Annotated in this window: 2 protein-coding genes and 1 pseudogene; all 3 read left to right on the top strand. The window is 71.7% G+C overall.

Annotation, left to right across the window (positions count from 1 at the left end; translation table 11 throughout):
* A pseudogene (locus tag CUT44_RS34170) lies at nucleotides 1-303 on the top strand (ABC transporter ATP-binding protein); the annotation flags it as partial.
* Nucleotides 300-2876 (top strand): ABC transporter permease, encoded by a 2577-nt coding sequence (locus tag CUT44_RS22290; RefSeq protein WP_100203707.1) that lies wholly within the window; start codon nucleotides 300-302, stop codon nucleotides 2874-2876. The pseudogene CUT44_RS34170 and the gene CUT44_RS22290, both read left to right, overlap by 4 nt.
* Nucleotides 2877-3138: 262 nt before the next feature.
* Nucleotides 3139-6714 carry a transcription-repair coupling factor gene (gene mfd / locus CUT44_RS22285; protein WP_100203706.1) on the top strand — a complete coding sequence of 1192 codons (3576 nt, stop codon included), beginning with the start codon at nucleotides 3139-3141 and terminating at the stop codon, nucleotides 6712-6714.
* The last annotated feature ends 74 nt before the right edge of the window (nucleotides 6715-6788 follow it).

Genomic DNA, 6788 nt, shown 5'->3' with positions numbered 1-6788 from the left:
CAGCAGCAGCGCGTGGCCGTCGCCCGGGCCCTGGCCGCCCGCCCCGAGATCATCTTCGGTGACGAACCGACCGGCAACCTGGACTCGCGGGCGGGTGCGGAGGTGCTGGGCTTCCTGCGGCGTTCGGTGGACGAGCTGGGCCAGACGATCGTGATGGTGACGCACGACCCGGTGGCGGCGGCGTACGCGGACCGGGTGCTGTATCTGGCGGACGGGCGGATCGTGGACGAGATGCGGCGGCCGACGGCCGAGGCGGTCCTGGACCGGATGAAGGCGTTCGACACGTTCGGGCGGGTGTCGTGACCATTCTGAGGACTTCGCTGCGGAATTTCTTCGCGCACAAGGGCCGGATGCTGCTGAGCCTGGTGGCGGTGCTGCTGTCGGTGGCCTTCGTGTGCGGGACGCTGGTGTTCACGGACACCATGAACGCCACGTTCGACCGGCTGTTCGCCGACACGTCGGCGGATGTGACCGTCTCGTCCCAGGACGCGGAGGGCGACGAGGGTCCGGCGACGGGGAAGCCGGAGACGGTGCCGGGTTCGGTGCTGGAGGAGGTCCGGGGGGTCGAGGGGGTCGCCTCGGCGAGTGGGAGCGCTTCCAGCATGAGTGTGACGGTGGTGAACTCCGAGAACGAGAACATCGGGTCCACCACCGGTGCTCCGACGATCGCGAGCAACTGGGGCGAGTCCGACGAGCGGTCGTTGGAGATCGCGTCGGGCCGGGAGCCGCGCGGCCCGGGGGAGGTGATGGTCGACGCGGACACGGCGGAGAAGCACGGTCTGGAGCTGGGTGACGAGCTGCGCACGATCTCGGCGCTGGGCGACTTCCGGGCCGAGATCGTGGGTGTGACGGAGTTCCGGACGACGAACCCGGGTGCGACGGTGGTGAACTTCGACACCGAGACGGTGCAGGAGAAGCTGCTGGGCGGCTCGGATGTCTACACCGAGGTGCACGTCACGGCGGCCGAGGGCGTCAGCGAGGCGGAGCTGAAGGAGAACGTCGTCGCGGCGCTGGGCTCGGGCGAGTACAAGGTCCAGACGCGGGAGGAGTACACGGCCGAGGGCATGGAGGACATCGGCGGCTTCATGGACTTCATGGAGTACGCGCTGCTGGCCTTCGCCGGTGTGGCGCTGCTGGTGGGGATCTTCCTGATCGTCAACACCTTCTCGATGCTGGTGGCGCAGCGGACGCGGGAGATCGGCCTGATGCGGGCGATCGGTTCGAGCCGCCGGCAGATGAACCGTTCGGTGCTGGTCGAGGCCGTGCTGCTGGGTGTGCTGGGGTCGGTGCTGGGGGTGGCCGCCGGTGTGGGGCTGGCCGTCGGGCTGATGGAGCTGATGGGTCTGCTGGGCATGAACCTCAGCACGGACGATCTGACGGTGAAGTGGACGACGCCGGTGGTCGGTGTGGCGCTGGGTGTGCTGGTGACGGTGCTGGCGGCGTATCTTCCGGCGCGGCGTGCCGGGCGGGTGTCGCCGATGGCGGCGCTGCGGGACGACGGTCTGCCGGCGGAGGGCAGCCGGGTTGGCCGGGTGCGTGCCGGTGTGGGTCTGGTGCTGACGCTGGCCGGTGCGGGTGCGCTGCTGGCGGCGGCGGGTACGGACGAGATGGCGGCCGGCGGTGGGTACCTGGGCCTGGGTGTGCTGCTGACGCTGGTGGGTTTCGTGCTGATCGGGCCGATGCTGGCGGCGTTCCTGGTGCGTGTGCTGAGCGTGGTGCTGCTGCGGATGTTCGGTCCGGTGGGGCGGCTGGCGGAGCGGAACGCGCTGCGCAATCCGCGCCGTACGGGTGCGACGGGTGCGGCGCTGATGATCGGGCTGGCGCTGGTGGCGTCGTTGTCGGTGGTGGGTGCCTCGCTGGTGGCGTCGGTCGGTGACGAGCTGGACAGGTCGGTGGGGGCGGACTTCATCCTGCAGTCGGACACGGGTGAGCCGCTGGTGCCGGGTGCGGCCGAGGCGATGCGTTCGGTGGACGGTGTGGAGCATGTCACCGAGTACCGGGTGCTGGACGTGGTGCTGACGCCGCCGGGCGGGGAGCCGGTGGAGGAGTCGGTGACGGCGGCTTCTCCGACGTATGCGGAGGATCTGCGGACGGAGACGGTCTCCGGTGAGCTGGCGGCCGCGTACGAGCCGGGTGCGATGTCGGTGCCGGAGGACTTCGCCGGGGAGCACGGTCTGGAGGTCGGCGAGAAGGTCCGGGTGGACTTCGCCGGCGGGGAGACGGCGGAGCTGACGGTCAACGCGGTCACGGTGGCGGACAGCAGCATGGACCAGGGTGCGATGTATCTGAGCATCGCGACGGCCGAGCGGTACGTGCCGGAGGCGGAGATGCCGCTGAACCAGATCATGTTCGCGAAGGCGGAGGAGGGCCGGGAGGACGCGGCGTACGCGGCGCTGAAGCAGGAGCTGGAGCCGTTCCCGCAGTACACGGTCCGTAATCAGGCCGACTACAAGCAGCTGCTGGAGGACCAGGTGGGGCAGTTGCTGAACATGGTGTACGGGCTGCTGGCGCTGGCGATCGTGGTGGCGATCCTGGGTGTGGTGAACACGCTGGCGCTGTCGGTGGTGGAGCGGACGCGGGAGATCGGCCTGATGCGGGCGATCGGTCTGTCGCGGCGGCAGCTGCGGCGGATGATCCGGCTGGAGTCGCTGGTGATCGCGCTGTTCGGTGCGCTGCTGGGCGTGGGTCTGGGGCTGGGCTGGGGGATGGCGGCGCAGCAGCTGCTGGCCCTGGAGGGGCTGATGGTCCTGGAGATCCCGTGGCCGACGATCATCACGGTGTTCGTGGGTGCCGCGGTGGTGGGTCTGGCGGCGGCGCTGGTGCCGGCGTTCCGGGCGGGGCGGATGAACGTCCTGAACGCGATCGCCACGGAGTAGTCGCGGGGGGCTGTTCCGCGGTCGTCGGCGGCGGCCCGGTTCCGGTGGGTGCGGTCTGCCTGCCGGGGCCGGGCCGCCGTGGTGTGCGGGGGTGCGGCTCCGGGGGTCCGCGGCCGGGGGTGCGGTGCGGCGGCGGCGGGTGCGGGTCCGTCGTAGGCTGGAACCCCCGGCCCGCGCGGCGTGTCGGGCCGTTCGTGTTGCCCGGGCGTGGTCCGTCCGGGTGGCTGCCCATGTTGTCCAGCCCCTGGGATGGAATGCCTCGATGAGTCTCACCGGTCTTCTTGACGCCGTTGTCCGTGATCCCGCGCTGGACGAGGCGGTGCGGGCCGCGGCCGGCGGCGGTCGGTACGGGGTGGATCTGGTCGGGCCGCCGGCGGCGCGGCCTTTCGCGGTGGCGGCGCTGGCGCGGTCGGCGGGGCGCACGGTGCTGGCGGTGACGGCGACGGGGCGGGAGGCGGAGGAGCTGGTGTCGGCGCTGCGGTCGCTGATGCCGGCGGGGGACGAGAACGCGGTGGTGGAGTATCCGGCGTGGGAGACGCTGCCGCATGAGCGGTTGTCGCCGCGTTCGGACACGGTGGGGCGGCGGCTGGCGGTGTTGCGGCGGTTGGCGCATCCGCGTGCGGACGATCCGTCGGCGGGTCCGGTGCGGGTGGTGGTGGCGCCGGTGCGGTCGGTGCTGCAGCCGCAGGTGAAGGGGCTGGGGGAGCTGGAGCCGGTGGGTCTGCGCGCCGGGCAGCAGGTGGAGATGGGCGCGGTGGTGGACGCGCTGGCGGCGGCGGCGTACGCGCGGGTGGAGCTGGTGGAGAAGCGGGGGGAGTTCGCCGTGCGCGGCGGGATCCTGGATGTCTTCCCGCCGACGGAGGAGCATCCGCTGCGGGTGGAGTTCTGGGGCGACGAGGTGGAGGAGATCCGCTACTTCAAGGTGGCCGACCAGCGGTCCCTGGAGGTGGCGGAGCACGGTCTGTGGGCGTCGCCGTGCCGTGAGCTGCTGCTGACGGAGCAGGTGCGGGCGCGGGCGGCGGAGCTGGCGCGGGAGCATCCGGAGCTGGACGAGCTGCTGGGGAAGATCGCCGAGGGCATCGCGGTGGAGGGGATGGAGTCCCTGGCGCCGGTGCTGGTGGACGACATGGAGCTGCTGCTGGACGTGCTGCCGGCGGGGAGCATGGCGGTGGTGTGCGATCCGGAGCGGGTGCGGGCACGGGCGGCGGATCTGGTGGCCACGTCGCGGGAGTTCCTGCAGGCGTCGTGGGCGGCGTCGGCGGGCGGCGGGCAGGCGCCGGTCGATCTGGGTGCGGCGTCGCTGTGGTCGTTGGCGGATGTCCGGGAGCGGGCGCGTGAGCTGGGGGTGCTGTGGTGGTCGGTGAGTCCGTTCGCCGCGGGCGCGGGGGACGCGGGTGACGGCGGTGGCGCGGGTGACGGCGGTGACGTGCTGACGCTGGGGATGCGGGCTCCGGAGAGTTACCGGGGGGACACGGCGCGGGCGCTGGCGGACACCAAGGGGTGGCTGGCGGACGGCTGGCGGTGTGTGTACCTGACCCAGGGGCAGGGTCCGGCGGCCCGGACGGTGGAGGTGCTGGGCGGTGAGGGGATCGCCGCGCGGCTGGAGCCGGAGTTGGGTGGGATCGCCCCGTCGGTGGTGCAGGTGTCGTGCGGGTCGCTGGAGAGCGGGTTCGTCGACGCGGGGCTGCGGCTGGCGGTGCTGACGGAGACGGATCTGACGGGGCAGCGGGCGGCGAGCCGGGAGCTGGGCCGGATGCCGGTGCGGCGGCGGAAGACGATCGATCCGCTGACGCTGCAGGCGGGGGACTACATCGTGCACGAGCAGCACGGGGTGGGCCGCTATGTCGAGATGGTGCAGCGGACGGTGCAGGGCGCGACGCGCGAGTACCTGGTGGTGGAGTACGCGCCGGCGAAGCGGGGGCAGCCGGGTGACCGGTTGTTCGTGCCGACGGACCAGTTGGAGCTGATCACCAAGTACGTGGGGGGTGAGCAGCCGTCGCTGCACCGGCTGGGGGGTGCGGACTGGACGAAGACGAAGGCGCGGGCGAAGAAGGCGGTCAAGGAGATCGCCGCGGATCTGATCAAGCTGTACTCGGCGCGGATGGCGGCGCCGGGGCATGTCTTCGGGGCGGACTCGCCGTGGCAGCGGGAGCTGGAGGACGCGTTCCCGTACGTGGAGACGCCGGACCAGCTGACCACGATCGCCGAGGTGAAGGCGGACATGGAGAAGCCGGTGCCGATGGACCGGCTGGTCTGCGGGGACGTGGGCTACGGCAAGACGGAGATCGCGGTGCGGGCGGCGTTCAAGGCGGTGCAGGACGGCAAGCAGGTGGCCGTGCTGGTGCCGACGACGCTGCTGGTGCAGCAGCACTTCGGGACGTTCTCGGAGCGGTACGCGCAGTTCCCGGTGAAGGTGCGGGCGCTGTCGCGGTTCCAGTCGGACACCGAGGCGAGGGCGGTGCTGGAGGGGCTGCGGGACGGCAGCGTGGACGTGGTGATCGGCACGCACCGGCTGTTCTCGTCGGAGACGAACTTCAAGGACCTGGGTCTGGTGATCGTCGACGAGGAGCAGCGGTTCGGTGTGGAGCACAAGGAGCAGCTGAAGAAGCTGCGGGCGAACGTGGACGTGCTGACGATGTCGGCGACGCCGATCCCGCGGACGCTGGAGATGGCGGTGACGGGCATCCGGGAGATGTCGACGATCACCACGCCGCCGGAGGAGCGGCATCCGGTGCTGACGTTCGTCGGGCCGTACGAGGAGCGGCAGATCGGTGCGGCGATCCGGCGGGAGCTGCTGCGCGAGGGCCAGGTGTTCTACATCCACAACCGGGTGGAGTCGATCGACCGGGCGGCGGCGCGGCTGCGGCAGATCGTGCCGGAGGCGCGGATCGCCACGGCGCACGGCCAGATGTCGGAGGCGGCGCTGGAGAAGGTGGTGGTGGACTTCTGGGAGAAGAGGTTCGACGTGCTGGTCTCCACGACGATCGTGGAGTCGGGCATCGACATCTCCAACGCGAACACGCTGATCGTGGAGCGGGGCGACATGTTCGGGCTGTCGCAGCTGCACCAGTTGCGGGGCCGGGTGGGCCGCAGCCGGGAGCGGGGTTACGCGTACTTCCTGTATCCGCCGGAGAGGCCGCTGACGGAGACGGCGCACGAGCGGCTGGCGACGATCGCGCAGCACACGGAGATGGGTGCGGGCATGTACGTGGCGATGAAGGACCTGGAGATCCGCGGGGCGGGGAATCTGCTGGGCGGGGAGCAGTCCGGGCACATCGCCGGGGTCGGTTTCGATCTGTACGTGCGGATGGTGGGGGAGGCGGTGGCCGAGTTCCGGGCGGCGCTGGAGTCCGGCGGCTCCGGGGGCGCGGCGGAGGAGCCGCCGCTGGAGGTGCGGATCGAGCTGCCGGTGGACGCCCATGTGCCGCACGACTACGCGCCGGGGGAGCGGTTGCGGCTGCAGGCGTACCGGGCGATCGCGGAGGCGGACTCGGAGGAGGACATCGCGGCGGTCCGGGAGGAGCTGGCCGACCGCTACGGTCCGCTGCCGGAGCCGGTGGAGAACCTGCTGCTGGTGGCGGGGCTGCGGATGCTGGCGCGGTCGTTCGGGGTCGCCGACATCACGCTCCAGGGGCCGAACGTGCGGTTCGCGCCGGTGGAGCTGCGCGAGTCGCAGGAGCTGCGGCTGAAGCGGCTGTACCCGCGGTCGGTGATCAAGCCGGCCGCGAACCAGGTGCTGGTGCCGCGTCCGGCGACGGCGCGGATCGGCGGGAAGCCGGTGGTGGGGCGTGAACTGCTGGCGTGGGTGGGTGAGTTCCTGACCACGGTGCTGGGCTGAGGGCGGCCGGTGGCGGGGGGAGCCGCCGGTGGGAGCGATCCCGCGCGGGCTGACCTGGGTGTATGAAGGCGGAC

It is taken from the genome of Streptomyces carminius, from assembly GCF_002794255.1.
GTDB classification, from domain to species: Bacteria; Actinomycetota; Actinomycetes; order Streptomycetales; family Streptomycetaceae; genus Streptomyces; species Streptomyces carminius.
This window is presented reverse-complemented; position numbering and strand designations above follow the sequence as displayed.